We start from the raw sequence: 23,900 nt of genomic DNA, 5'->3' as shown, positions 1-23,900 counted from the left end.
AGCGATGGTGAAGAAGACCCGGACGGCGCCACACGCCGACCCCTACCAGCAACGCACGTACGACGCGGTGGCGCAGGTCGCCGCCGCACGCATGATCAACGCCTACTCCTCATCGTTCGGAATGGCCGCGCGGCTCCTGCAGCAACCAGTGCGGGTTCACGTCCGCAACATCTACGCGCTGGTCCGTCTCGCCGACGAAGTCGTGGACGGACCGATCGGCGTCGGCCAGCCCCAGCGGGCCGGCGTGCTGCTCGACCGGCTGCAGGCGGACACCGAGGATGCGATCAGCACCGGTTACAGCGCGAATCTGGTTGTCCACGCGTTCGCTTCCACCGCCCGGGAATGCGGCATCCAGCCGAACCTGACATCGCCCTTCTTCCGGTCGATGCGCACCGACCTCTCGGTGCGTGAGCACGACGCGGACAGTTTCGCGAGCTACGTGTACGGCTCGGCGGAAGTGGTCGGCTTGATGTGTCTGCGGGTGTTTCTCGCACCCGTGGGCCGCGAACGCTCCTCGGTCGGAGAGCTGCTGGCCGGTCCTGCGTACGAAGAACTTGCGGCCGGAGCATGCCGGCTCGGTGCTGCGTTCCAGAAGGTGAACTTCCTGCGGGACCTGCGCGACGACTACTTCCTGCGCGGCCGCTGCTACTTCCCCGGCATCGACCCGGCGTGCCTCACCGAGGGCGACAAGCAGCGGATCCTGGACGACATCGACACCGATCTGGATCAGGCCGCCGCAGCCGTCGCCCAACTTCCGAACAGCAGCCGCCGGGCAGTGGCCGCTGCGCACGCGGTCTTCGCAGAGCTCTCACACCGGTTGCGCGTCACACCGGCCGAGCAGCTGGTGCGGCAGCGGGTCCGGGTGCCCGGACCCACCAAGCTGCGGATCGCGCTCGCGGCCGGCATACGGCAGGGGCGAGCATGACCGGCGCGCGGAAGGTCGTCGTCATCGGTGGCGGTGTCGCCGGCCTGGCATCGGCGGCCTTGCTCGCACGTGACGGTTTCGAGGTGGAACTGCACGAGAAGAACGCCACAGTCGGTGGCCGCGTCGGCAGCTGGACGAAGAACGGCTTCCACTTCGACACCGGCCCGTCGTGGTACCTGATGCCCGACGTCTTTGAGCACTACTTCGGACTCCTCGGTTCTGCTGCGGGCGACGAGCTGGCGCTCACCCGGCTGGAGCCGGCGTACCGAGCCTTCTTCGAAGGCCACGCGGAACCGATCGACGTGCGCTCCGGCACGGCTGCGGTGACGGCGCTTTTCGACGGCATCGAGCCCGGAGCGGGCCCGCGCATCGCTTCGTATCTCGAATCCGCCCGGACGACATACGAGCTGGCGGTCCGCCGCTTCCTCTATACGACGTACCGCTCGATGGTGCCGCTGGTCCGCCGCGATGTCGTCACCCGGCTCGGCCCGCTGACGCGGATGCTGGTCCAACCACTCGACCGTTTCATCGCCACGTATGTCCGGGACCGCCGACTGGAGCAGATCCTCGGCTACCCGGCCGTATTCCTCGGGACCGCGCCGTCCCGCGCGCCGAGCATCTATCACCTGATGAGCCACCTCGATCTGGTCGATGGTGTCTACTACCCGCAGGGTGGCTTCCGGGCGCTGGTCGACTCGCTGGTGACGCTCGCCGAGGCGGAGGGGGTCCGCATCCACACCTCGTCCCGCGCGACCACGATTCACACGGCCGTCCGTGCCCGTCGGTGGCGGGGCCGCGACCATCGCAGGTTCCGCGTCACCGGTGTCAGCTTTGCCGCGGGCGACGATCAGGTGACCGTCGACGCCGACGTCGTCGTCGGCGCGGCGGATCTGCACCATGTGGAGACGCGACTGCTCGGCGACGCCGCACGCAGCCGGTCCGCATCGTGGTGGTCCAGGCGCGACCCGGGCCCGGGGGCGGTGCTGGTCCTGCTCGGGGTGCGCGGGCAGGTGCCACAGTTGGCGCACCATTCGCTGTTCTTCGCCCGTGACTGGGAGAAACACTTCGCCGCCATCCACCGGTCGGAGGCGATCCCCGACCCCGCGTCGATCTACGTCAGTCGGACCACCGCCAGCGACCCGGCCATGGCACCGGACGGTCACGAGAACCTCTTCCTGCTCGTTCCGGTCGCCGCCGACCCGGCAATGGGACGCGGCGGTGTCGACGGCGCCGGCGACCGGGCAGTCGAACTCGTCGCGGATGCGGCGATCCGCCAGGTTGCCACCTGGGCGGGGGTGCCCGACCTCGCCGAGCGCATCGTCGTCCGTCGTACGATCGGCCCGCAGGACTTCGCCGACGACGTGTTTGCCTGGAGGGGTGGGGCGTTGGGACTGGCACACACCGCCCGGCAGTCCGCGTTCTTCCGCGGACGCAACAGATCACGACGGGTCGCGGGTCTGTTCTATGCCGGTCACAGCACGCTGCCCGGCATCGGCCTGCCCATGTGCCTGATCAGCGCGGAGGTCCTGCTCAAGGCGGTGCGCGGGGACGATTCCACCGGCCCGTTGCCCGCTCCGCTACCCGTGCGATCCACGGGGCGGCGGGCCGATACCGACCACGACGGACCGGCCCGGCCGAGGCGGTGGCCGCGATGAGTCTGCGACACCTCTCCTACGTGGCCATGCTGGCGTTCTGCCTGGCCGGCACCCTCCCCCTGGAATTCGGTTACCGCTTGGGAGTGCTGCACCGGCCGCTACGCCTGCTGACGACCATCGTGTTGGCGTCCGCTCCCTTCGTGGCCTGGGACGTGTGGGCCACTCATGCCGGACAGTGGCATTTCGACAGCCGGCAGGCGCTGCCGTGGCGGGTCGGCGGACTGCCGCTGGAGGAGATCGCGTTCTTCGTCGTCGTTCCGCTGGCGGCCATCCTCACCTATGAAGCCGTGCGTCACCTCACCGGCAGTCGCCATACACGCGGCAACGGGCCACGTCGGAAGGGATCGGTATGACGTACACGGTGCTCGCCGTCATCGCCGTCATCGCCTCGGTGTGTGTCGATCGTGTGATCACCCGTACCCGGCTGACCACGTCCAGGACCTGGTGGGCGGCCTACGCGATCATGCTGACCTTCCAGCTGGTGACGAATGCGTGGCTGACCGGGCGGGGCATCGTCCGCTACGACGGGGACGCGATTCTGGGGACGGCACGGATCACCTGGCTCGGGGACGGCCGGCTCTTCTGGGCGCCCGTGGAGGATGTGGGTTTCGGGTTCGCGCTGATATTGCTGACCTGTGCTGTGTGGGAAGCACTGGCGGGGCGTGGTCGCCGCCGTTGCGAGACATCGTGACCGGCTTCGCAGCACGGATCAGGCAGGGTTCGCTGGACATCGGCGCTCCGGGTCCGTCGACGCGGGAGATGATGACTGGTTTCCGCTCCATCCGGGCCGATCCGCTGGACTTCCTGTGCCGGGCACGGGAGCAATACGGCGATCTGGTCGCCTTCCCGGTTCCCGGCCCACCAGCGCTCCTGGTCAGTGACCCTACCGATGTCCGCCGGGTGCTGCAGACGTCCGCCCGGAACTGGAGTAAGGACACCGTTCAGTACCGCGCGTTGGCGAGAGTGACCGGTCCTGGCCTGCTGGCCTCGGCCGAACCGAATTGGCTGGAGCACCGCCGGCTGGTGGCACCTGCCTTCCATCATCAACGACTGCACTCCCTGGCAGCGAAGGTGGCGAACGCGGGTGATCGCGCCTTGGACGTGCACGTCGGGTGGAGTTCGAGAACGCACACCGTCGATGTGGCCGAGGTCTGTCTGCGCATCGCGCTCGACGTGGTGGGCGATGCCATCCTGTCCACCGATCTGTCCGAGCAGGCGCATCGGTTGCTCGAGGCGACCAGCGCTGCGGCCAGACTGGTGGTGCGACTCGGGCAGTCGATCCTTCCCGAGCGGATCCCGTCCGCTCTCAACCGCCGGTTGACGACGACACGCCGCAAACTGGACGTTCTCTGTTTCGAGTTGATCGAGGCACGCCGGGCCGCCGGCTCGCACGGTGACGACCTGCTCGGCCTGCTGATCGAGGGAGGTCTGTCCGACCAGGAGATCCGCGACGAACTGGTGACGATGGTCATCGCGGGGCACGAGACCGTTGCGGCGGCACTGTCCTGGACGCTGATGCTGCTCGCCGAGCACCCGTCTGCGCAGGACGGCGTGCGCAGCGAGGTCGCCCTGCTGCCGGGTTCGGTTCCGATGATGCAGACCCGGTCGGTGTTGCCGTGGACCCGGGCGGTCATCGACGAGGCGCTGCGCCTGTATCCGCCGGCTTGGGTCATCTCGCGAAGATCGCGGGCGGCCGATCTCATCGGCGGCCGGGAGGTGCCGGCCGGAACGACCGCGATCATCAGCCCCTGGGTACTGCATCGCCGCGCCGATGCGTGGAATGACCCGGAGAGGTTCCGGCCCCAGCGGTTTCGCGATGGCTCGGTGCCACGCGCCAACTACCTGCCCTTCGGTGCGGGTCCGCGGTTGTGCATCGGCCGAGATTTCGCGCTGGGTGAGATGGCCATCATCCTGAGCAGGATCGTGTCGAGGTTCCGTGTCGAGCTGCCGGCCGAGTGGAGCCGTCCGAGCCCGCAGGCGGACGTCGCGGTGCACCCCAGCGGTGGTATGCCGCTGTGTCTGACGCCGATCAGGTCACCGTTGCCGTGACCACTGTCGTTGTTCTGCTGCTCCTGTTCGTCGGTGCATCGGCCGGCGCTCGGCAACTAGCGAACCTGCGTCGCCTGGGCGACGAAGGCCGCGCCACTGATGCCGGCAGGATCGCAGTGGTAATCCCGGCCCGCAACGAAGCCGGCACCCTGCCGATATTGCTGGACTCGCTGAGCAACGGCGGCAGCGCGGTGTCGGAGGTTGTCGTGGTCGACGACGGGTCCGTCGACGGCACCGGCGAGGTCGCCGCGTCCACCGGCGCCCGCGTGCTGGCGGTCCATGAGGTGGCTGCCGGCTGGACCGGTAAGGCCTGGGCCTGTCAGGTGGGTGCGGACGCGACGCAGGCGGAACTCCTGCTCTTCCTCGACGCGGACACCGTGCTCGCTACCGGCGCCGTCGAGCGGTTGCTCGGTGCGCACCGCAGGTACGGCGGACTGGTCTCGGTGCAGCCCTACCACGAGGTGCACGCAGCCTACGAACAGTTGTCGGCCTACTTCAACGTCATGTCTCTCATGGGTAGCGGCGAGTTCGCGCCTCGGAGGACGCGCCGGCCGATGGCGTTCGGTCCGTGCCTGCTCACGTCGCGGGTGGACTACGAAAGCGCCGGCGGCCATGGGGCGGTCCGCGGCGCCATACTCGACGACGTGGAGCTGGCAACCGCCTACGCACGTGTCGGTCTTCCCGTGCGGTGCCTGACGGGTGGGGCGGAACTGCGGATGCGGATGTATCCGAACGGCCTTCGTCAGCTCGCCGAAGGCTGGACGAAGAACATCGCTTCCGGTGCCGGACAGGCTGGACCTGCTGCCCGGGCCAGTGCCGCGGCATGGATCATGTGCCACTTCGCCGTCGCTGTCGGCGTGCTCCTGACCATTGTGTCCGGTGCGACTGGACAACGTGCTTTCGTCACCGGCCCGTGGTTCGTGTGGATGATCGGCTGGGCCGCGCTGGGACTGCAGTTCAGGAGCATCCTGCGACGGGTCGGGTCCTACCGGTGGTGGACGTGGGCGGTCTTCCCGGTGCCGTTGGTGGCGTTCGGTGTGCTGTTCGCGCGTTCGGTGTTCCTGACCTACGCGCGCGGGTCCGTCCGGTGGCGGGGTCGCGACGTCGCCATGCACGCGGAAAAGTAGGGCAAGTAACACCTGAAGACCGAGCGACACTGCGAGGATCGCGCAGTCGAGCCGGTCGATCAATGACGCCGAGGGCGGCGAGAGCGCACAGGCGCTGTCGAGACGACATACTCGACGTCGTGGAATCGGCGGTAGCGCACTGCCGCCCGTAGGAGTGGGAAGGGCAGGAGACCGATGCTCAACTTCGTCATGCCGGTCCGCGTCACGATCGCAACCGACATCGCCGCCTGGGGCGTCTTCCACGCCGGCACGGGATATGCCGCTCATCGGCTGACCGGACGCTGCCTGAACCAGGACGGGTGGCTGCTGCGTCCCCGCAGGTTCGAGGACTCCGGACGGTGGTACCGCCGCCGACTGCGCATCCATGCCTGGAAGGACCGGCTACCTGAAGCCGGCGATCTCTTCGACGGAGGAATCAGCAAGGCGCGACTACCTGGTTTGACTGACGGCGGCCTCGACCTGTTCATCAGGGAGACGCGCCGCGCCGAACTCGCACACTGGGGCGCCTTGGCGTGCGGGCCGCTGTTCGCTCTCTGGAACCCTGCACTGCCCGCCAGCCTGCTCATCGGCTACGGGATCCTGGTGAATCTGCCTTTCATCGCCATACAGCGGTACAACCGGTTTCGATGTCAAGAAATCTTGTCACGGCGAAAACCAGCGGGTGAAGGCATGCGGATCGCCTGCGCACTGCAGCCCCGTTGAGGCTGCTCAGCACTGAGGACCAAGCGCGGTGATCATCGGAAGGACTTGCTGGGCCACCAAATTCGTGGGCCGATGTCTTCCGCGAGCGCCGGCACCAGCAACGACCGGACGAGAAAGGTGTCCAGCAGTACACCGAACGCGACGATGAACGCGATCTGCGCCAGGAACAGGATCGGTATGACGCTCAGCGCCGAGAACGTCGCTGCGAGAACGATGCCTGCCGAGGTGATGACACCACCAGTGGCTGCGAGTCCGTGCCGGATCCCGTCATGGGTGCCGAGCCGGAGCGCTTCCTCGCGCACCCGGGTCATGAGGAAGATGTTGTAGTCGACTCCCAACGCGACGAGGAAGACGAAGCCGAAGAGCGGGACGGACGGGTCGGCACCGGGGAAGTCGAGCACGTGGTTGAAGACCAGTGCCGAGACCCCCAGGGTCGCGGCGAAGCTGAGCACGACGGACGCGAGCAGGAGCACGGGTGCGAGCACGGAGCGCAGCACCAGCATCAGCAGGATCAGGACCACCGCGAGAACTATCGGAATGATGAGCGCGCGGTCCCGCTCGGCGGTCTGCTGCGTGTCCAGCTGTATGGCGGTCGCTCCACCCACCAGCGTGTCCGGTGCGACGGCACGAGCCGCTTCGCGAAGCTGCTGGACAGTGGCGATCGCGGCGTCACTGTCCGGTGGGTCGGTCAGCACGGCCTGGATCTCGACCCGTCCGTAAACCGTCTTGGGCGGCGTCCCCGGCCCGACCGGGCGTCCCGAGTCACCGAGCAGTTGTGCTGACGAGATCCCGTCGACCTTCCCAGCGGTTGCTACGAGTTGTTCTGCCTTGCCGGCCGAGCCGATGATCTCCACCGGACTGCCCGTGCCGCCCGGGAAGTGATCGGCTGCCACCTGCTGTCCGGTGACGGACTCGACCGTCTGCAGGAAGAGCGCACTCTGCGGAACACCGCTGGCCTTCAGCGTGGGGAGGAATGCGCAGCCCACGACGAGTAGCAGGGTCGCGCCGATCCAGAGCGGGCGCGAGCGGCGAGCGACGAGGTCTGCGACCCGACCCCACACGCCCGACCGCTCGGGGTGCTCCGACCCCAGCTTCGGCCGCTTCGGCCAGTAGGCCGCGCGCCCGAGCAGCACCAGCACAGCCGGCAGGAAGGTGAGTGCGGAGGCAAGGGCACAGGCGATGCCGATGGCGGCTACCGGCCCCAGGCTGCTCGTCGAATTCAGGTCGCTGACCAGCAGACAGATCAGCGCCAGGATGACCGTGATGCCCGAGGCCAGGATCGGCTCCAACGACTGCCGCAGGGCGATCCGCATGGCGGCGAACCGGGACGCCTCCTCGCGAAGTTCCTCCCGGAACCGGGAGGCCAGCAACAAGGCATAGTCCGTGGCGGCTCCCACGACGAGGATCAGCAGGATGCCCTGGCTCTGGCCGTTGAGGGTGAGAACACCCTGGTCGGTCAGGAAATAGACCACGCCACTGGCCAGCGACAGCGCGAACAACGCCGACAACAGGACGACGAACGGCAGGATCGGGCTGCGATAGACCACGATGAGGATGACCAGCACGACGGCGACAGCGACCAGCAGCAGCACCCCGTCGATGCCAGTGAAGGCACTGCCCAGGTCTGCCGCGAAGCCCGCCGGGCCCGTGACGTAGGCCTGCATCCCGGGCGGCAACCCGGATTCCATCCGGTCCCGGACCTGATCCACGACGGTCGCGGTCTCGTCGCCCAGCGTGCCGTCCAAGGGGACGACCACCTCGAGAGCCTTCCCGTCCTTGGACGGGATCGGGCCCACCACGCCGCGGACCACACCGTCGATGGATCGGACCGAGTCCGCCTTACGTGCAACAGCCTTCTTGTCGGCGGCCGTGATGCCGTCGCTGCGCTGATAGACGATCAGTGCCGGGTTCACCTCGCGGCCCTGGAAGTCCTTGGCCAAGGTGTTGACCTGAGTGGCTTCGGCGCTGGACGGCAGGAACGCGGCCGGGTCGTTGGTCGAGACGCTGCTCAGCTTCCCGGAGTAGGGCCCCGTGATGCCGCCGACCACCAGCCACAGGACGACCAGCACCGCGGGAAGCACCCACAGGCGGGTATGACGGCGCTCCCGCCTGACGGGACGCGTTCCTGAGCCGTCCGATGCGTCCTTCATGAGCGCCAACCCTCACTGAAATCGTCAGATCGTCCACCGCTGTCCCGGGATATCATGCCGCGTCGAGTACCCCGCTGACCGAACCTCCATCCCCGGCACCCATACGTGACAATGGGTCTCCGACACACAGTGCCACGTACCGTCGGCCACGGAGCACGACGAGAAGGAGGACACCGGCGATGATTCGCATCCGGTGCTCGACCGGTGACATCGCCGCGATCAAATTCGTCGTCGATCCCGCGTGGAACATCCTGTCCAGCATGTCCCTCTTCGTGCAGCCGTCGTCGCGCTCGCTGCACGCACCGCTGGCGACGGCACTGCGCAACCAGGACGCCCCGGGCGTCGCGACGCTGCGACGGCTGACGACGAACCCGGCCGCGCCGTCCCTGCTGGTGGTCCCGGGTTATGCGTATGACGTGGACAATTCGCCCGCCGCCGTGACCGAGCGACTGCATGACCTGGTGCGGATGATCCCGGAGCGGGACGTGCAGGGTGTCCTCGAACAGCTCCGCACGCAGGAGTCGCCGTACGGCGATCAGGAGGTGGCCGGCCTGCGCGAGATCGCGCAGCAGGCACTGGTCGACTACTTCAGCGGCGTGCTGCGGCCCTTCTGGGACCGCGCGCACGCCATCGCCCTGCGCGACCTGAACATGCGGGCCGAACGCATCGTCCGAGAGGGCATCGGCGGCGTCCTGAACGACCTCAACGATCAGATCCGTTTCGACGGTCAGGTGCTGGAGCTGCAGCACGAGTTCGACATCGACATCACCGTGCCGCCAGGCGGACTCGTTTTCACCCCAGTGGTTTTCAAGGGATCCGGCTTCATCGTGCACGGACCTGACGAGCACGACGCCCCAGACATGCCGATCGCCATCGGCTACCCGGCGTGGGGCGCGGCGACCCTGTGGTTGCAGGAGAAGGAGGAGCCGGCGTCCAGCAGCCTCGAGCAGCTGATGGGCAGCACGCGCTCACGGATCCTCGGACAGGCGACCGTGCCGGTGAGCACGACCGATCTCGCCGAGAAGCTGCACCTGCCCAAACCGACCGTGAGCGGGCACCTGAAGGTGCTCGAACGAGCCGGGCTGCTCAGTCAGTTCCGGCGCGGGCGCTTCGTCTACTACCAACTGAGCGCGGCGGGGATCGCCTTGCGCTCCAGCTGAATCCGAGCCTCAGGCCCCGGTGAGGTGCAGCAGCGGCTCGCCGGCACGATCGGCCGCCTGCACGACCGTCTGGACGATCGCACCGGCCACCAACTCGGGGTTGTCGATCATCGGCACGTGCCCGCACTCGGGCAGCGTCAGGTGCGAGACCGTCGGCAACGCCTCACGTGCTGCGGCTGCCTGCGACGGCAACAGCAGCTTGTCCTTGGTGCCCCAGGCGATCGTGACCGGCACCAGCGGGCGGCGCCGGAAGCGGGCTCGCGATGCGTGCCACGCCACCGGGAAGAAGCCGGGCGAGCTGCGCAGGTTGAGGGCGTCGTCATACGCGACGTCCGCCGGGACCCGCTCGGGGTGCTGGTAGAGCGCGCGCAGGCTGACCTTGCGCAGGAACGCCTTGTCGGAGAAGACCTTGACCACGGCGCGGGGCGCGTAGGTCGAGGCCTTCATCGCGGCGAGGTTGACCATCGCGTTGAGCAGACCGAGCGGACCCCAGAAACCCGCGGGCGAGATCGCGGTCGCCGTCCGGACCGCTCCACGAGCCGCCAACTCGAGCACGAACATGCCGCCCAGGGAGTTGCCCGCGACGTGCGGACGGTCCAGGCCGAGCTCGGCGAAGAACTCCTCCAGTTGGTCGACGTAGCTGTCGATGCGATAGCTGTGCGGCTTGTCCGGGCGGGGTGACTTGCCGAAACCGGGCAGGTCGATGGCGATGACGTCGAAGTCCTGGGCCAGCAACTCGAAGGTGTCGCCCCACGCGGACCGCTGGTGCCCGATGCCGTGGATGAGAACCAGCGGATCGCCGGAGCCTGCTCGCGTGTAACTGATCATCGTCGTGGAACCTCGCCTTGAAGTTGATCCTGAACGGGCGCGGGAGGTTTACCGCAGCACAAGCCTCTTCGTCGCCCGAGTCATGGACATCGAACGGAGCTCGAGTGTCCATGGAACCTGTCGGCAGGCCGCACCGGCGGCACCCACAGCTGACTTCCACGGTACCTACGATCGGTGGCGCGCGGGTGACTCCTGGGTAACAGGTTGGGCCAGGACCGTGAGCCGGACGTCGGCGACGACCGTGCCGGTGGCGTCATACGTGATGTCCGCGGTGATCCGCTCGCCGCGCAGCACGTGCGGCAGCCAGATCCGCGAGTCGTCCCACATCGCCGCCGTCGGCAGGCCCGCGACCGGGTGCCATTCGGGGTCCAGTTCGTCGGACGCGACGATCTCTCCGGTCCACGTGGTGCCGCGGTAGAGCGCCACGGACATGTCGGACTCCGGAGTGCTCGGGAAGTGGAAGGTGACGCGCCCTGCGTCATACAACTGGGTGGGTATGACGTGCAGGCCCGTCTCCTCGAAGGTCTCGCGCACGCCGGCCGCCAGATCGCTCTCGCCCGGCTCGACGTGTCCGCCGATGCCGACGATCCGGCCGGTGCCGAACCCGCGCCGCTTGAGCCCGAGCAGGACCTCCTGCCCGCGCGCGGTGTCCCGCAGCAGGAAGACAAGGCACATCGGTGTCGTCATCACATGAAGCATGCCCGGTCGCGCCGACCGGTCGCCGACCGCCCCGGGAGGACGGATCCGGTTGGTGCCGCTCTCAACCGGTCGGCAACAGCGCCGGCGACCAACTGTCGCGGCCCGCCCGATCCATCATGGTGACCGCCGACAAGTAGAGCTCGACGTCCCGCAGTTCGGCGCCGAATCCGCTTGCCCGGACCAGCTCCAGCGTGGGCTCCACCTCCTGGCGCCACCACCGGGCGGCCAGCTCGGCGGGCGGCAACGGGCGGCCGTCGCGCATCGCGTGTCGGTAGCCCCACGCCTCGGCACGGTCCGCCAGCCGGACCCAGTCCTCCGGTTTGTCCAACCAGAGCTCGGTGCGGATCGGGTCGGCCAGCGGGATGCGTTCCAGGAAGCGGCGTTCGGCCGCCTTGCTCGGCAGGTGCATCGCCCGGAGGCAGGCCATCGCGAACGCGACGGTGCAATACCGCACGACGCGGGCCGTCACCACCTGCCGGCCCATCGACTTCAGCACCGAGATCCGGTGGTGACCGTCCGCGACGAAGTAGAGGTTGCCGAGTTGGTAGAGGTCCACCGGTGCCGGCTCGTTGTGGCCCGCGAGGTGGTCGGCCAGCCGGTCCCGGCGCGGGCGCAGGTGAGCACTCAGCGGGCGGAAGTCGGCATCGAAGTCACGCGGCCTGGCCGCCGAGCCCACCACTTGGGCGATCGGGACGTCGGCGAGCCGCCGCTCCAGCACACCCTCGTCGCCGAGCGCGTCCAGCGCCTCGCGGAACGACATCAGCGTCGGGCGTGGGTTTCGGCCGAGGTGGGCGAGCAGTCCCATGAAGTGTGAACCCGGCCGGCCGGTGCAAGTATTCCCGGGTCCTCGGCCGGCGGGTCCGTCTCGCTGTCCGACAACATCGCTGTCCGACAACATCGTGGACAACCGCCCGCCGGACGGCACCGATCGACCACGATGGACCTTGTGACCAACGGCATGACGATCGGAATCCTGACGAGCGGCGGCGACTGCCCGGGCCTCAATGCGGTGATCCGTGGGGCGGTGATCAAGGGCGACCGGATCCACGAGGTGCCGTTCGTCGGCATACACGACGGCTGGCGTGGTCTCGTCGAGGACGACATCGTGCCGCTGCCGCGCGCCGACGTGCGCGGCATCTCGCGCGCCGGCGGCACCATCCTGGGCACGTCGCGCACCAACCCGTTCGAGCACGGCGGGGCCGAGCGCGTCCGCGAGACCATGGACAAGCACGGTATGACGGCGCTCATCGCCATCGGCGGCGAAGGCACCCTCACCGCGGCCCGTCGGCTCGCCGACGAGGGCATCCCCGTCGTGGGCGTCCCGAAGACCATCGACAACGATCTGTCCGCCACCGACTACACATTCGGTTTCGACACCGCGGTCTCGGTGGCCACCGAGTCGATCGACCGCCTGCGGACCACGGCCGAGTCACACCACCGGTGCATGGTCGTGGAGGTCATGGGCCGGCACGTCGGCTGGATCGCCTTGCACGCCGGCATCGCCGCCGGCGCGCACGCGATCCTGATCCCCGAGGTCGACGTGTCCATCGAGCAGATCTGCGGTTGGGCCGAGGACGCTCGTGACCGGCGACGCGCGCCGGTCATCGTGGTCGCCGAAGGTTTCGTCCCCTCCGGTGAGGAGCATCTGCACGCGCCACGCGGACTCGACGCGTTCGGCCGGCCACGGCTCGGCGGCATCGGCGAGCGCCTCGCGCCGGAGATTGAGGAGCGCACCGGTATCGAGACCCGCTCGGCCACCTTGGGCCACCTGCAGCGAGGTGGCGTCCCGTCGGCATACGACCGGGTGCTGGCGACGCGCTTCGGCACCGCTGCGGTCGACGCGGTCGTCGAAAAGCAGTGGGGCACCATGGTTTCGCTCATCGGCACCGACATCGAGTTGGTCGACCTGCATTCGGCGACGACCGTGCTGAAAACCGTCCCGCGCGAGCGCTGGGACGAGGCCGCGATCCTCTTCGGATAACTCTTGCCGGTCGAGTGGGCAAGCAACACTCTGAGTCTCAGGGTCGTGGGCCCAGACCGGCGAAGAGAGCTGCGAGCAACCTGTCGATGTAGTCGTGGGTCAGCGGCTGAGCCGTGATGAGGAACTGGAAGTAGATCGGCCCGGACAGGATCGACATCGCGAGCTCCAGGTCGAGGTCGGGGGAAAGTTGGCCGGCGTCGCGGGCCTTCTCCAGCCGGTCGATCGTTCGCTGGGTCTGCGGCGCGATGAATCGCTCGTTGAGTGCGGCGGAGATGGCAGCGTCCTGTTGAGCCTCACCGAGCAGAGAGCGGAAGAGCCCGTCCAGCGGAGGTCGGGCGAGCAGTTCGACCGCCGCGAGGATCTGCTCTCTCAGGTCGGCCACGATGTCGCCGGTGTCGGGGTACTCGAGGATTGTTTCGTGCGATGAGAGAACTGCATCGAGGAACAGGGCTCCCTTCGATGGCCAACGGCGATAGATCGTGTGTTTGCCTACGCCGGCGCGAGCCGCGACGGCCTCGATGCTGAGCTTGGCGAAGCCGAGCTCCTGAGCCAGTTCGAGCGTCGCGCTCCGGATCGTCTCGCTGCGGGCGTCGGTGTGCGTGTTGACCCGGTCGGCATCCATGCTCGCCAGCGTAACGGAACGGCACGTGCCGTCTTGACTTTGACCGTCTCATCATTGCACGCTAGCGACACGGCACGGTCCGTGCCGGTTGGAACAGGCGCCGCTGTGCAGTCGGAAGCTCACACCCATTCGCAAGGAGCCAGTCATGAAAGCGCACGTCAGCTCAATTCTTCTCGCCGTCCGGGACATGGACCGGGCCAAGCGGTTCTACACCGAAGGGCTCGGCTGGAAGGTCCAGAACGACTTCGGCATCTCGGTGTTCTTCGAAGCGGACGGCGCCTCCCCGGTCGGCTTCTACGGCCGCGACGGCCTGGCCGACCAAGTCGGCACGAGCCCCGAGGGCAGCGGCTTCAGCGGGCTGGTGCTGACCTACGTCGTCCGCACCGAGGAACGGGTCGACGAGATCATGGCCGAGGCGCAGAGTGCGGGCGCCACGATCCTCAACCCCGCCGGCGCTCTGCCGTGGGGCGGGTACGGCGGCACCTTCGCCGACCCGGACGGCTACATCTGGAGCGTCGGCTACAGCGAGCAGGGAACGGACCAGCCGTACGCTGAATAGTTTGAGAGTTGTCCGGGGCGGCGTGGCGCAGCCGCCCCGGACATCGGCCATCGCGCCCACTCGTCAAGGAGAAGCGCTCCTCGACCGGAGCGCGGTGACATCTGCGTGCGTCATCAAGACGGCTGGAGAAAGATGACGAAGTTTCTGACCCGTGTCGAACCACCCGAGCCCATGCGCGGGCTGCACGTCCCGCCCGAGGTGGTGGATGCGCTCGGCGGTGGCGCTCGTCCGCCCGTGATCATCACGCTCAACGGTCACTCGTGGCGAAGTCGCATCGCCATCATGCGCGGCCGCCACCTGATCGGCCTCAGTAACGCCAACCGGCAGGCCGCGGACGTCGCGATCGGCGAGGCGGTCGAGGTCGAATTGGAGCTCGACACCCAGCCACGCATCGTCGCCGAGCCAGCCGACTTCGCCACGGCTCTCGACAACAACCCAGGTGCCCGCGCCGCCTACGACGACCTTTCTGACGGCCGCAAACGACAGCACGTGCACGCCATCGAGAGCGCCAAGAAACCGGAGACACGCCAGCGACGTATCGACAAGGCCATCGACAGCCTGCAGGGCTGAGCCAAGTGACGTGTTCCAATTAGCGCTGAGCCGATGAACTGGCAGCGAGGTGCAACTGCAGGACGCCCATGGTCGCATCGAGGAGCGCGGTCGCGGACACCAGACGCAGTCCCCAACCGGTCCGCCCAGGAACTGCGAGTGCGCAGCCAGCCACCCACCCTGCGTTGGCTACGGCCGCGCTTTGCAACGCCGTCGGACTTCCCGACCGGAGGCCACCAGCGGTCATCATCGTGCCCGTCGCAGCGAGTGCACCCACGATCCACGGACGCGACCTCATGGATTCGTCGATGACTCCGACAAGCCGAGGGCTGGCTGCGACCACGACAGATGACACCAGGCACCCCACCCCGTCGAGGAACAGAACCCCGCGGGCAACTTGATTGCCGGACTTGACCATCGAGTGAGCCTCGCACCGGTCCATCACTCAAGCAACCTCGTCGGGACAGATCGGCACGCGGACGTGCCGCAAGACGTTCCGCTACCGAGACTGTGCGGCGTATAGGTCTCGGAGCAGAGCAGCTTCCGCGCCGTGGTGGATGAGTTCATCCGCAATGTGAAGCACAAACGAGCGGCGTGTCGCCGATGCGAAGGGACCTGCCGCCGGGCCAACCTCGGCATCGAAGTTGACTGAGCCATCGCTGAGGCTGCCCCGAAAGAGCTCGTAGGCGGCAGCCATTGAAGAGCAAGCGGACGCCGCGGACCGCGCAGCGCCCGCCGCGCCCTGTGCTTCAGGCACGGGAAGCCCCAGCCAGGTCCAATTTCGCGGCTCAGCAAGAAGGTCGGTGATGTGCTCAAGCCGCCAGCGAATGCTGATCTCGGCTTCGATCTCAGCAGGTCGCCATCCCCATTCTGGATCGGAAATGCCATCCATCCGTCGCTGTAAACGCTTCCAGGCTTGGTCGAAGAGATCCAGTACGTCCTCGTTCTCGGCGGTGCTCATAGTGAATATTCTGCTCGCCACTCCGATCCCGTTTCACCCTCGCCGTACGACCGCCGCGCTGCAATCCTGCTATCGCAGCTGTCGGGCCGCTGCGGCGGCGCGGACCACGGTGTCGGCGCCGCGCGAAGTGACCCCATGGCGAGCAACTGCCCCAGAGTTGGGGTGGCGTAGCTCGTCCGTGGTTCATCGTTGGTGCAGATCGCATGGCTGGTGTCGGCATGTTGGGACCGTAATGCGGCCGCGGTTGGGTCTCCAGGGACAGGCATGGGGAAGCGGCTGCGGTGATTCGCGTCTTCCCCGACCAGCTCTCTATGCCACTCCGTCGGCTAGGGGTCTCCGCGCCTCACAAGACGATCGGTCTGCGGGAAACCCACTGCAGCCGCGACCTCAGCTGTCAGGCCTGGCACGACGTGATCGGAACCAGTCCAAAGCCGCGGGAACGATCTCTGCCATGTCCTCCGCAAGGATCGCTGCCTCGAGGTCATCTGGGGTAAACCAACGGCACTCCAAGATCTCGATGCCATCGGGTCGCGGTCGGACCTCGCGGCACATGACGTGCCCGAACATCGTCACGGTGTAGCTCTCCGAGGACCCATCGGCGTATTGAACGGTGTAGATCGGGGACCCACCGAAGGTTCCGAACATCTCCAGGTCCCCGAGTGGGAGACCGGCCTCCTCACGCACCTCGCGCAGAGCCGCAACTTGAGTCGATTCGCCGGCCTCGACGGAACCGCCGAATGTTGCCCACCGATCGTCGTGCGCATGGCGACCGAGCAGCAAGCTGCCCGAGCCGTTGAAGACGGCTACCCCAGCAGCCGCAGTCGGCCCATGCGGTGACACGGAATCGATCGCCATAACGGGATCATGGCACGCACCCACATAGCCGCACCCAGGCTCCAGGCTTGATAATCCAGCTTCGCCGTATGTCGATCCACTTGCGGCGCAACTGTGTCGTTCGTTTCGACGACTCGGAGCTTTGGGACAAATGTATTGACGCACCCGGTTTGCGGTCACGAGGATGCGAGACATGGAGTCAGTCATCAAACAGTTGCTGGGGTACCTGGACCACGTTGCGCCAGGCAACCTGCGCGGTGTCTACCTGACGGGCTCGTGGGTTGTCGGCGACCGCGCTACACCACTATGCGGGACTCAACTGGGCTGCGGCCCGATAGCGATATCGATCTACTCCTCGTGACCGCCCGATCGTTGTCCTTCCATGAGCGAAATGAACTGATGGCCTTCCTTCTGCGATTCTCAGGACGGAGGGCCACAGTCACACCAGGACGTCCCCTGGAACTGACCTCAGTGGTGCTCGACGATGTCGTGCCATGGAAGTACCCACCAGTCTGCGACTTCCTCTACGGCGAGTGGTTACGGGACGAGTTCATCGATGGCGGCATCCCGCGGCGGCGAGTCAATCCCGATCTGGCCGTACTCATCGCCAGCTCACGACAGCACGCGGAGTGTCTACGCGGCCCGCACCCGCGCGACCTCCTCGATCCAGTTCCGAATGCCGATTTGCGCCAATCCATCCGCGACAGCGTCGAGCCACTGCTGAGCAACTTCCTCGGGGATGAACGCAACGTGCTTCTCACGCTGGCACGGATGCTTGTCACCGCGCAGACCGGTCAGATTGTCTCCAAGAACGAGGCAGCCGAACGGGTTCTACCGCTCCTGCCCTCACGACACCGGCGCGTCCTCTCCCTGGCCTCGGACGCTACGTGGGAAACGTCGTCGACGACTGGGGCCAGCACGAACACGAAGCGCACGACACGACAGAACACCTCACAGCCTTGATCCACGAACGGATCGCCAACTGATCCGAACGACACGAGGAACTGCCCAGTCAACGTTCCGCAAACGGATCGTCTACCGACGCAGGTCGAGCGTTGCGTGGGCTACGCGTCAGGTGACCAGCCCGTCTCGGTCGACCATTGCTCGGCCAGGTCCATTAGTAGTCGCCACGCCGGCTCCTTGATTGCTCCGTAGGCAGCCAGGTCGTCCGCGGCCTCGGCCGCCGCGATCTTGAAATGCGCCCAGGTCCGGGCATGCCCAGGGCTCGCACGCAGAAAATCGCGGAACAACAAAGCCACCCGTGTTGTGGGCACACCCGCAAGCCGCACGTGGATGTTCACCGCACGACCACCTTCGGGTGGAGCGAACACCATCTTCGGCCACAGCCGGCCCTGCGCCGGCTCATCGTTGTTCCACGGTTCCGGGCGGCGGCGGTATCCCACCTCGGTCAGCGACGTACCTGCTGTCGTCGTGTCGAGGTCAGCGACCACGATCATCATGTCGAGGCAGTCCTTGGCGCTCATGCCCGGGATCGAAGTCGATCCGATGTGCTCGACTACAACTGCGTCCGGAACCAGCGCACGCAGACGAACAGTGAGTTCGTGCGCCTCGTCTGCCCACTCCTGCTGATACCCGAGAACACGAACACCGGTCGGCGCGAGTTCGTCGGGAAATGGCACGTTCGAAGTGTAAAAGGCCTGAAGAGAACGGATGACTATCCACGCATCCGGTTGCACTGCGCGACAGTGCCACACACGAGCGTCGACCGATACCGGGTCGGCTACTCCGACGAGGTCGCGTGGTGCCAATAGGACTCGTGCAGGACGGCGTAGTCTGCCGCGTTCGCCCAGTAGGTGCCATGTCCGGAGGTGAACATGGCAGCCCAAGGTTGCCGACCATTGTCCGCCGCGGTTCGGAGTAGCTGGTGCATCGCGGCTGTCCTCTGAACGATCGCCGCCGGAAGCTGTTGCCGCATCTGCTCGTTGGGTGCGTATCCGGCGATGAGGCAGCTCAGCCGCCGGGCGGCAACCTTTGGGGCATTCGACGGGTCGATCCCCGCGAACGATTGCGCGGCATAGGCCAGGTCCCACACGCGGGTGCTCGGTCCTGCGCCGTCCCAGTCGATGAAGACCATCACGCTGCCGTTCAGCACAAGGTTCCATGGCGCTAAGTCGTTGTGACATAGCAGGCTCGCCGTGTCGGGTGGTGGAATCAACACATCCCAAGCCTCATCGACGAAAGGGATCGACTCGCTTGCATCGTGGATACGACGGATAAGCCGCCCGACCGCGGTGAGTTGTCCCTCGCTCAGCGGGCCATGCTCGTGAGCGAGCGTTCCATACATGAACTCGATGACTTGTCTGCCTCGGTTGTCGCAGCCGAAGTGTTGCGGCACGGGTACGGCACGAGTTGCCAACGCGTCGATGTACTCGCGTACCAAGGGCGTGCTTGCGGTCCATGGCTTGCGCACAGTGTCGCCGCGCCGAACTGCCCCACCGGGGGTCGCGTTGCCTCCCGTCAGTGGCTGCTCTCCCTCGGACATGCCACTCACTTTAGGTAATGACGGATCTCGTAGCCCGCCGATTCGTGGGCGCACGATCCTGCGCGCTGGCTGTCTCACATGACGTTCCACAAAAGGCGAACGGGAAGGTCAAGACGCGATCTACCCGGCCGGGCGATACCGATCCCCGCACAAGCCGTCCGGACTTCTTCCCCGGGACGGGGACGTCCTACGCGACGTCGAATCCTGAGGATCTGGACAAGATGATGGAATCCGCGTCTCCGCGGCCTTGTCAGCCCCCAGGCCACAGCGAGGTCGACCACGACGAGCAGGTGACGTCCAAGGGGCGTCGTGACTGCGGGACCAGCGAGCGGGTCAGGTGAGTTGGGCCACGACTTCTGCGACGTATGACGCCACGGCGTCGCTCGCGTGCGAAGTCCCCTCGAGTGGCGGGCCGACATACTCCGGTGCCAGCAGGCCGGCGTCGGCGAGCGCGTGCACCAAGGCGTGTTTGACCTGCGGGCGCGACATGCCCGCAGGCACCGGAAACGCATAGATGTCAGCGGCTTCGGTGTCGATCTTCGGGAAGCGCTTCCTGACCCTGCCGACCTCCTTGTCCTTGGAGTGCAGGTGCAACCAACTGCGCAGCGCCGGAGTCATCCCGGTCGTGCCGACATACAGGATGTTCGCGCGCGGGTCGGGACTGTCCGGCAGCCGCCAGACATAGACCCACGAATCCGGGCGATCGCCCACGAGCTCGCCGTCCCGGACATGCCAGACCTCTGTGTCGTCCACGTCCCAGTTGTACCGCGGATGCCGATACGTTTGAAGGCATGACGGAGTCGCGCCCTGATCTGACCAAGACTCCCGTGGCGGCAGCGCCACCTGCCGACGACCCGTTGCTGCGCAGCGCCGTGCGTCGGTCGGTGCGCAGACTCGTCCCGTTCGTGGCGTTGCTCTATTTCGTCAACTACCTGGATCGCACCAACATCGGGTTCGCCGGCCCGAACGGCATGAACGACGACCTGCACCTGTCCGGGTCGATGTTCGGCTTCGCGTCCGGCATCTTCTTCCTGGGCTACCTGCTGCTCGAGGTGCCGAGCAACATGGCGCTGCACAAGTTCGGCGCGCGGCGCTGGATCGCGCGCATCCTCGTCACCTGGGGCATCGTCGCGGCCGCGATCACCTTCGTGCCCAACGCCGGCACGCTCTACGTGCTGCGCTTCCTGCTCGGTGTCGCCGAGGCAGGCTTCTTCCCCGGCATCGTGCTCTACCTGACGTTCTGGTTCCCACAACGCGAACGCGCCCGGATGACAGCGCTTTTCATGGTCGCCGTCCCTCTGTCCAGCGCGATCGGCACACCGATCTCGTCGCTGTTGATCGAGCACGCGCACGGCTGGATCGGACTCGACGGCTGGCGGGTGATGTTCCTCATCGAGGGTGTGCCGGCGGTCGTGCTCGGTGTCGTCACGTGGTTCTACCTCACCGACCGTCCGGAGAACGCCAAGTGGATGCCACTGGCCGAACGCGACGCACTGCAACGGACTCTCGACGCCGAGGAACGCGGCCGCAGTCGCGCATACCAGGTCAGCATCCTGCAGTCGTTGACCCGGCCTCGTGTCTGGGCGCTCGCCTTCGTCTACTTCGGGATCGTCTACGGGCTCTACGCACTCGGCTTCTTCCTGCCCTCGATCATCTCCGGCTTCTCCGAGCAGTTCGGCACCAACTACTCGGTGGTGGAGCGCGGTCTGATCAATGCCGTGCCCTACGTCATCGGCGCCGCGGTCATGATCCCGTGGGCACTGCACGGCGACCGGACCCGCGAACGTGTCTGGCACGTCGCCGGTCCCACCATCGTCGGCGGGATCGCCATCCCGATCACGCTCTATCTCGGCAGCCCGTTCGCGGCGATGGTCGCGGTGACGATCTGCGCCGTCGGCATCATGTGCGCGCTGCCGACCTTCTGGGCGCTGCCGACGAACTTCCTGTCCGGCGCCGCCGCCGCGAGTGGGATCGCGCTGGTCAACTCGGTCGGCAACTCGGCCGGATTCTTCGCGCCATACTTCACCGGCTGGCTCAAGGACGGCACCGGCACCGAGAAGACCGGCCTCTGGCTAGTGGGCATCGTGATGGTCCTCGGTGGGCTGCTCGCCGTGCTGCTGCGTGCGGCGCCGCCGCCGAAGGACGAGAATGCTGCCGAGGCACTCGAGGCATGAACGCCTCACTCACGTGAAGGGAGCGATCAGCCAATGGCCACCATCCTGCTGTTGCACTCGGCGTTCGGACTGCGGCCGGCGGTGCTCCGCTTCGCGGACGCGTTGCGCGAGCGCGGCCACGAGGTGGTCGCTCCTGACTATTACGCCGGCAACGTCTTCGACGACACGTGTGCCGGTCTCTCCCATCGCGACGACGTCGGTCCGGCGCAGCTGCTCGCGCGAGTGCGTCCGGTGATCGACGAGCTGCCGGCCGACACCGTGCTGGCCGGGTTCTCACTCGGCGCGGCGTTCGCCCAACGACTCGCCGCCGACCGACCGGAAGCGGCCGCGGTGATCCTGATGCACAGCGTGGCGGCACCGCGGCACGGCACGTGGAGCGGGCAGCCGGTGCAGATCCATCGGTATGCCGAGGACCCCTTCGTCGACCCGGCCGATCTGCAAGCACTTTGCGACGCAGTCCGTGCCTCCGGTGCCGAGTTCGAGGACTTCGTCACTGCGGGCAAGGGGCACTTGTTCACTGACACCGACCTTCCCGACGGGGACGCCGCCGCGACCGCCTCGACGCTGGACCGGGTCGACGCGCTGCTGCATCCGTGACGCTGACCACAAAATAACTATTTCCGGAGACAGCCTCCGAGTAATACGCTGGTCGGGTTGCCCGGGGGCGGCGTGCGCGCTGTGCTGCAACGTTAGTGGTGAAACCATCGTGAAACCGGCCCCGGTCAGGCTACGGCTACCAGCTTTCGAATGTCCTGAAGGAGCCCTCAGCGTGTTATCCGCTGCCCTTGAATACCGAGAACAGTCCTCGCGGGCGCGAGGACACCAGATGAGGAGGCGCGCATGAGCACCAGCGCTGCCCCGGAATATCCCGAGGAGATCGACGGCGCTGTCCTGAAGGTCGCCGGCGTCGTCGTGCTCGGCGCGATCATGTCGATCCTCGACATCACCGTCGTCAACGTCGCGTTGCCGACCTTCCAGCGTGTCTTCGCCGATGGCGGTGACCCTGTTGCCTATTCGACCGTCGCGTGGACGGTGACGGCCTACACCCTCTCGCTCGCGACCGTCATCCCGCTGACCGGCTGGGCGGCCGACCGCTTCGGCACGAAGCGGCTCTACATCCTGGCGATCCTGCTCTTCACGATCGGCTCCGCGCTGTGCGCGACGGCCGGCTCGATCGAGGTGCTCATCGGCTTCCGAGTGCTGCAGGGCCTCGGTGGCGGCATGCTTATGCCGCTCGGTATGACGATCCTGACCCACGCGGCCGGCCCGAAGCGGATGGGCCGGTTGATGGCCATCCTCGGTGTGCCGATGCTGCTGGGCCCGATCGGCGGCCCGATCCTCGGTGGCTACCTCATCGAGCACGCGAGTTGGCACTGGATCTTCCTGATCAACGTCCCCATCGGCATCTTCGCGATGGTCTACGCGTGGTTCGCGCTGGAGAACGACAGCCCGACCCCGTCGGAGTCCTTCGACTTCGTCGGCATGCTGATGATGTCGCCGGGTCTGGCGCTCTTCCTCTTCGGTGTCTCGTCGATCCCGACCGATGGTGTGGGTTCGACCAAGGTGCTGGTCACCGGCATCATCGGCCTGGCCCTGATCGCGCTGTTCATCCGGCACACCTTCAAGCCGAAGCACCCGCTGCTCGACCTGCGGCTCTTCAAGAACAAACTGCTGTCGATGTCGACCATCACGATGTTCCTCTTCGTCGCCGCCTTCTTCGGTGGTCTGCTGCTGGTGCCGACCTACTTCCAGGCGGTCCGTGGTGAGTCGACCTTCGACTCCGGCCTGCTGGTGGCAGCACAGGGCATCGGCGCGATGATCACCATGCCGCTCGCCGGCTCCCTGGTCGACAAGATGCCGGTCGGACGCATCGTGCCGTTCGGTCTCGTCGGGATCATCGTCGGCATGTTCATGCTGACCCAGATCGACGAGAGCACCAGCTACTGGTACATCCTGCCGGTGCTGTTCCTGATGGGTCTGGGCATGGGCGGCACGATGATGCCGATCATGACCTCGGCGCTGAAGACGCTGAAGCACCACGAGATCGCACGTGGTTCGACGCTGATCAACATCGTGCAGCAGATCGGCTCGTCCGTCGGTGTCGCCGTGATGTCGACGGTGCTGACCGACCGCCAGAAGGCGTCGCACTACGTGCAGATCGGTCAAGCGGTGCAGGAGCGGGCGCAGCACAAGCCGCCGCTGCCTCCGACGACCGAGCAGATGCACGCGATCGCGCAGGCCGGTGGCCAGAAGCAGTTCATGGCCCACGCGCTGCACGACCTCGCGGGATCGTTCGGCACGACGTTCTGGGTGGCTGCCGTGCTGTGTCTGCTGACCGTCATCCCGGCGCTGATGCTGCCGCGCAAGCCGCTGCCGGAGCCGGTTGCCGGTGAGGACGCCGCACCGATCATGATGCACTGAG

At 66.8% G+C, this 23,900-nt stretch carries 25 protein-coding genes; 15 read left to right on the top strand and 10 right to left on the bottom strand.

The genetic code is table 11. From position 1 onward, the window contains the following. Positions 1 to 4 precede the first annotated feature (4 nt). The 7 genes from IEX71_RS22465 (at position 5) to IEX71_RS06380 (ending at position 6,458) form a co-directional block, all read left to right on the top strand. Positions 5 to 925, top strand: coding sequence for a phytoene/squalene synthase family protein (locus IEX71_RS22465; RefSeq protein WP_229749524.1), 921 nt, complete (start codon positions 5 to 7; stop codon positions 923 to 925). Then, entirely contained in the window at positions 922 to 2,580 is a 1,659-nt protein-coding gene (gene crtI, locus IEX71_RS06405; protein ID WP_229749523.1) for a phytoene desaturase family protein, read from the top strand. Before IEX71_RS22465 ends, crtI begins: the two co-directional genes overlap by 4 nt. Next, on the top strand, positions 2,577 to 2,933 hold the full coding sequence (locus IEX71_RS06400; protein WP_229749522.1) for a lycopene cyclase domain-containing protein: 357 nt from the start codon (positions 2,577 to 2,579) through the stop codon (positions 2,931 to 2,933). Before crtI ends, IEX71_RS06400 begins: the two co-directional genes overlap by 4 nt. After that, positions 2,930 to 3,271 (top strand): lycopene cyclase domain-containing protein, encoded by a 342-nt coding sequence (locus IEX71_RS06395; protein ID WP_188836152.1) that lies wholly within the window; start codon positions 2,930 to 2,932, stop codon positions 3,269 to 3,271. Before IEX71_RS06400 ends, IEX71_RS06395 begins: the two co-directional genes overlap by 4 nt. Further along, the gene (locus IEX71_RS06390; protein ID WP_188836151.1) at positions 3,268 to 4,629 is read left to right on the top strand and encodes a cytochrome P450; all 1,362 of its coding nucleotides are present in this window, start codon (positions 3,268 to 3,270) and stop codon (positions 4,627 to 4,629) included. The genes IEX71_RS06395 and IEX71_RS06390 overlap by 4 nt, the downstream gene beginning before the upstream one ends. Continuing rightward, positions 4,596 to 5,756 carry a glycosyltransferase family 2 protein gene (locus IEX71_RS06385; RefSeq protein WP_188836150.1) on the top strand — a complete coding sequence of 387 codons (1,161 nt, stop codon included), beginning with the start codon at positions 4,596 to 4,598 and terminating at the stop codon, positions 5,754 to 5,756. Before IEX71_RS06390 ends, IEX71_RS06385 begins: the two co-directional genes overlap by 34 nt. A gap of 174 nt (positions 5,757 to 5,930) precedes the next feature. Continuing rightward, entirely contained in the window at positions 5,931 to 6,458 is a 528-nt protein-coding gene (locus IEX71_RS06380) for a glycosyl-4,4'-diaponeurosporenoate acyltransferase CrtO family protein (RefSeq protein WP_188836149.1), read from the top strand. A 32-nt stretch (positions 6,459 to 6,490) separates the two neighbouring features. On the opposite strand, the gene IEX71_RS06375 is transcribed toward IEX71_RS06380, so the two are convergent. Beyond that, the gene (locus IEX71_RS06375; protein WP_188836148.1) at positions 6,491 to 8,608 is read right to left on the bottom strand and encodes an MMPL family transporter; all 2,118 of its coding nucleotides are present in this window, start codon (positions 8,606 to 8,608) and stop codon (positions 6,491 to 6,493) included. Between the two features lie 179 nt (positions 8,609 to 8,787). On the opposite strand from IEX71_RS06375, the gene IEX71_RS06370 reads away from it, so the two are divergent. Beyond that, positions 8,788 to 9,768 (top strand): ArsR/SmtB family transcription factor, encoded by a 981-nt coding sequence (locus IEX71_RS06370; RefSeq protein WP_188836147.1) that lies wholly within the window; start codon positions 8,788 to 8,790, stop codon positions 9,766 to 9,768. A 9-nt stretch (positions 9,769 to 9,777) separates the two neighbouring features. On the opposite strand, the gene IEX71_RS06365 is transcribed toward IEX71_RS06370, so the two are convergent. The 3 genes from IEX71_RS06365 to IEX71_RS06355 form a co-directional block, all read right to left on the bottom strand. Continuing rightward, a complete protein-coding gene (locus IEX71_RS06365; RefSeq protein ID WP_188836146.1) occupies positions 9,778 to 10,596 on the bottom strand; it encodes an alpha/beta fold hydrolase in 819 nt (272 codons plus the stop codon). 165 nt (positions 10,597 to 10,761) lie between these two features. Further along, complete coding sequence (locus IEX71_RS06360) at positions 10,762 to 11,283, bottom strand: 8-oxo-dGTP diphosphatase (protein ID WP_188836145.1); 522 nt, start codon at positions 11,281 to 11,283, stop codon at positions 10,762 to 10,764. A 73-nt stretch (positions 11,284 to 11,356) separates the two neighbouring features. Beyond that, entirely contained in the window at positions 11,357 to 12,100 is a 744-nt protein-coding gene (locus IEX71_RS06355) for a hypothetical protein (protein ID WP_188836144.1), read from the bottom strand. A 153-nt stretch (positions 12,101 to 12,253) separates the two neighbouring features. Between IEX71_RS06355 and IEX71_RS06350 the strand changes: the two genes are divergently transcribed. After that, on the top strand, positions 12,254 to 13,276 hold the full coding sequence (locus IEX71_RS06350; protein WP_188836562.1) for an ATP-dependent 6-phosphofructokinase: 1,023 nt from the start codon (positions 12,254 to 12,256) through the stop codon (positions 13,274 to 13,276). Positions 13,277 to 13,313: 37 nt separating this feature from the next. On the opposite strand, the gene IEX71_RS06345 is transcribed toward IEX71_RS06350, so the two are convergent. Further along, positions 13,314 to 13,898 carry a TetR/AcrR family transcriptional regulator gene (locus tag IEX71_RS06345; RefSeq protein WP_188836143.1) on the bottom strand — a complete coding sequence of 195 codons (585 nt, stop codon included), beginning with the start codon at positions 13,896 to 13,898 and terminating at the stop codon, positions 13,314 to 13,316. A 145-nt stretch (positions 13,899 to 14,043) separates the two neighbouring features. On the opposite strand from IEX71_RS06345, the gene IEX71_RS06340 reads away from it, so the two are divergent. Beyond that, entirely contained in the window at positions 14,044 to 14,457 is a 414-nt protein-coding gene (locus IEX71_RS06340; RefSeq protein WP_188836142.1) for a VOC family protein, read from the top strand. A 132-nt stretch (positions 14,458 to 14,589) separates the two neighbouring features. Beyond that, positions 14,590 to 15,027, top strand: a complete 438-nt coding sequence (locus IEX71_RS06335; RefSeq protein ID WP_188836141.1) for a YdeI/OmpD-associated family protein — start codon at positions 14,590 to 14,592, stop codon at positions 15,025 to 15,027. Positions 15,028 to 15,505: 478 nt separating this feature from the next. Here IEX71_RS06335 and IEX71_RS06330 read toward each other — a convergent pair whose 3' ends face one another. Together IEX71_RS06330 and IEX71_RS06325 are read right to left on the bottom strand one after the other, a co-directional pair. Next, entirely contained in the window at positions 15,506 to 15,967 is a 462-nt protein-coding gene (locus IEX71_RS06330) for a DinB family protein (protein WP_188836140.1), read from the bottom strand. Between the two features lie 387 nt (positions 15,968 to 16,354). Beyond that, a complete protein-coding gene (locus tag IEX71_RS06325; protein WP_188836139.1) occupies positions 16,355 to 16,822 on the bottom strand; it encodes an NUDIX domain-containing protein in 468 nt (155 codons plus the stop codon). A 450-nt stretch (positions 16,823 to 17,272) separates the two neighbouring features. Here IEX71_RS06325 and IEX71_RS06320 point away from each other — a divergent pair, with 450 nt between their 5' ends. Beyond that, on the top strand, positions 17,273 to 17,764 hold the full coding sequence (locus IEX71_RS06320) for an aminoglycoside adenylyltransferase domain-containing protein (protein ID WP_188836138.1): 492 nt from the start codon (positions 17,273 to 17,275) through the stop codon (positions 17,762 to 17,764). A gap of 101 nt (positions 17,765 to 17,865) precedes the next feature. Here IEX71_RS06320 and IEX71_RS06315 read toward each other — a convergent pair whose 3' ends face one another. From IEX71_RS06315 to IEX71_RS06305, 3 genes are all read right to left on the bottom strand, one after another. Next, positions 17,866 to 18,498 carry a GrpB family protein gene (locus tag IEX71_RS06315; protein WP_229749521.1) on the bottom strand — a complete coding sequence of 211 codons (633 nt, stop codon included), beginning with the start codon at positions 18,496 to 18,498 and terminating at the stop codon, positions 17,866 to 17,868. Positions 18,499 to 18,542: 44 nt separating this feature from the next. Further along, a complete protein-coding gene (locus IEX71_RS06310) occupies positions 18,543 to 19,304 on the bottom strand; it encodes a phosphotransferase (RefSeq protein ID WP_188836137.1) in 762 nt (253 codons plus the stop codon). 333 nt (positions 19,305 to 19,637) lie between these two features. Then, complete coding sequence (locus IEX71_RS06305; RefSeq protein ID WP_188836136.1) at positions 19,638 to 20,057, bottom strand: hypothetical protein; 420 nt, start codon at positions 20,055 to 20,057, stop codon at positions 19,638 to 19,640. Between the two features lie 38 nt (positions 20,058 to 20,095). Here IEX71_RS06305 and IEX71_RS06300 point away from each other — a divergent pair, with 38 nt between their 5' ends. The 3 genes from IEX71_RS06300 (at position 20,096) to IEX71_RS06290 (ending at position 23,899) form a co-directional block, all read left to right on the top strand. Continuing rightward, a complete protein-coding gene (locus tag IEX71_RS06300; protein WP_188836135.1) occupies positions 20,096 to 21,478 on the top strand; it encodes an MFS transporter in 1,383 nt (460 codons plus the stop codon). Between the two features lie 33 nt (positions 21,479 to 21,511). After that, positions 21,512 to 22,075: a dienelactone hydrolase family protein gene (locus IEX71_RS06295; protein WP_188836134.1), complete on the top strand. Its 564-nt coding sequence runs from the start codon at positions 21,512 to 21,514 to the stop codon at positions 22,073 to 22,075. A 243-nt stretch (positions 22,076 to 22,318) separates the two neighbouring features. Then, positions 22,319 to 23,899 carry a DHA2 family efflux MFS transporter permease subunit gene (locus IEX71_RS06290; RefSeq protein WP_188836133.1) on the top strand — a complete coding sequence of 527 codons (1,581 nt, stop codon included), beginning with the start codon at positions 22,319 to 22,321 and terminating at the stop codon, positions 23,897 to 23,899. The last annotated feature ends 1 nt before the right edge of the window (position 23,900 follow it).

Source organism: Flexivirga endophytica (assembly GCF_014640635.1).
Taxonomy (GTDB): Bacteria; Actinomycetota; Actinomycetes; order Actinomycetales; family Dermatophilaceae; genus Flexivirga; species Flexivirga endophytica.
This window is presented reverse-complemented; position numbering and strand designations above follow the sequence as displayed.

What these genes read in the sequence shown, in the direction of transcription:
- IEX71_RS22465 (WP_229749524.1), top strand. Translation starts at nt 5, where the DNA reads ATGGTGAAGAAGACCCGGACGGCGCCACACGCCGACCCCTACCAGCAA.
- crtI (WP_229749523.1), top strand. Translation starts at nt 922, where the DNA reads ATGACCGGCGCGCGGAAGGTCGTCGTCATCGGTGGCGGTGTCGCCGGC.
- IEX71_RS06400 (WP_229749522.1), top strand. Translation starts at nt 2,577, where the DNA reads ATGAGTCTGCGACACCTCTCCTACGTGGCCATGCTGGCGTTCTGCCTG.
- IEX71_RS06395 (WP_188836152.1), top strand. Translation starts at nt 2,930, where the DNA reads ATGACGTACACGGTGCTCGCCGTCATCGCCGTCATCGCCTCGGTGTGT.
- IEX71_RS06380 (WP_188836149.1), top strand. Translation starts at nt 5,931, where the DNA reads ATGCTCAACTTCGTCATGCCGGTCCGCGTCACGATCGCAACCGACATC.
- IEX71_RS06375 (WP_188836148.1), bottom strand. Translation starts at nt 8,608, where the DNA reads ATGAAGGACGCATCGGACGGCTCAGGAACGCGTCCCGTCAGGCGGGAG.
- IEX71_RS06370 (WP_188836147.1), top strand. Translation starts at nt 8,788, where the DNA reads ATGATTCGCATCCGGTGCTCGACCGGTGACATCGCCGCGATCAAATTC.
- IEX71_RS06365 (WP_188836146.1), bottom strand. Translation starts at nt 10,596, where the DNA reads ATGATCAGTTACACGCGAGCAGGCTCCGGCGATCCGCTGGTTCTCATC.
- IEX71_RS06360 (WP_188836145.1), bottom strand. Translation starts at nt 11,283, where the DNA reads ATGACGACACCGATGTGCCTTGTCTTCCTGCTGCGGGACACCGCGCGC.
- IEX71_RS06355 (WP_188836144.1), bottom strand. Translation starts at nt 12,100, where the DNA reads ATGGGACTGCTCGCCCACCTCGGCCGAAACCCACGCCCGACGCTGATG.
- IEX71_RS06350 (WP_188836562.1), top strand. Translation starts at nt 12,254, where the DNA reads ATGACGATCGGAATCCTGACGAGCGGCGGCGACTGCCCGGGCCTCAAT.
- IEX71_RS06345 (WP_188836143.1), bottom strand. Translation starts at nt 13,898, where the DNA reads ATGGATGCCGACCGGGTCAACACGCACACCGACGCCCGCAGCGAGACG.
- IEX71_RS06340 (WP_188836142.1), top strand. Translation starts at nt 14,044, where the DNA reads ATGAAAGCGCACGTCAGCTCAATTCTTCTCGCCGTCCGGGACATGGAC.
- IEX71_RS06335 (WP_188836141.1), top strand. Translation starts at nt 14,590, where the DNA reads ATGACGAAGTTTCTGACCCGTGTCGAACCACCCGAGCCCATGCGCGGG.
- IEX71_RS06330 (WP_188836140.1), bottom strand. Translation starts at nt 15,967, where the DNA reads ATGAGCACCGCCGAGAACGAGGACGTACTGGATCTCTTCGACCAAGCC.
- IEX71_RS06325 (WP_188836139.1), bottom strand. Translation starts at nt 16,822, where the DNA reads ATGGCGATCGATTCCGTGTCACCGCATGGGCCGACTGCGGCTGCTGGG.
- IEX71_RS06310 (WP_188836137.1), bottom strand. Translation starts at nt 19,304, where the DNA reads ATGTCCGAGGGAGAGCAGCCACTGACGGGAGGCAACGCGACCCCCGGT.
- IEX71_RS06300 (WP_188836135.1), top strand. Translation starts at nt 20,096, where the DNA reads ATGACGGAGTCGCGCCCTGATCTGACCAAGACTCCCGTGGCGGCAGCG.
- IEX71_RS06295 (WP_188836134.1), top strand. Translation starts at nt 21,512, where the DNA reads ATGGCCACCATCCTGCTGTTGCACTCGGCGTTCGGACTGCGGCCGGCG.
- IEX71_RS06290 (WP_188836133.1), top strand. Translation starts at nt 22,319, where the DNA reads ATGAGCACCAGCGCTGCCCCGGAATATCCCGAGGAGATCGACGGCGCT.